Genomic DNA, 509 nt, shown 5'->3' with positions numbered 1-509 from the left:
AGCCGCTAACTGATCTGCCACGGGTTTGTGACGAACAGCAGTTCGCAGGCTGACCGCAGACACACCACGGCGCGCGGCCTGCCCCACGCTTCCCCGGCACCCGGGGCGCGTGACAAGTCGATCACCGGAGGACGACGCCGGCGGGTTGGCTGCGGAACGTCCCCCGGTGAATTGCCGATCTGCTGCTTCCCCGTTCGCGGCGCCGTACTCCGATCGTGCTGCAGCATTAGGAAGCCTTTCCCGGGAAAACGCGGAAGCCGGCAGCGGCGTGCGCCGGCCGTACCCTGGACAGCGCCGAAGGTCCGGGAACCACTTTGCGGAGAACGGTTTCGAAGCGGTCCGCAATGGGTCCGATGCCGAAACGGCTTTCCGCCAGCTTCCGTCCCTGCATTCCCGCAGCCCGTGCGGCTGCAGGGTCGGCATGAAGACGGCGAAGCCAGCCCACCGCTGCCGCTACTCCGAAGTCCGTGGGCGGGCCAACAAACCCTGCAGCAGCCAAGATGTCAGCT

The 509-nt window shown here is 67.0% G+C and carries 1 pseudogene; it reads right to left on the bottom strand.

The window, feature by feature from the left end:
* Nucleotides 1-226: 226 nt before the first annotated feature.
* Nucleotides 227-509 (bottom strand): annotated as a pseudogene (locus CXQ90_RS22595) (hypothetical protein); the annotation flags it as partial.

This window comes from Arthrobacter sp. ZGTC131 (genome assembly GCF_002929275.1).
GTDB lineage: Bacteria > Actinomycetota > Actinomycetes > Actinomycetales > Micrococcaceae > Arthrobacter.
Note: the sequence above shows the minus strand (reverse complement) of the source record. Positions and strands in the feature narration are given on the sequence as shown.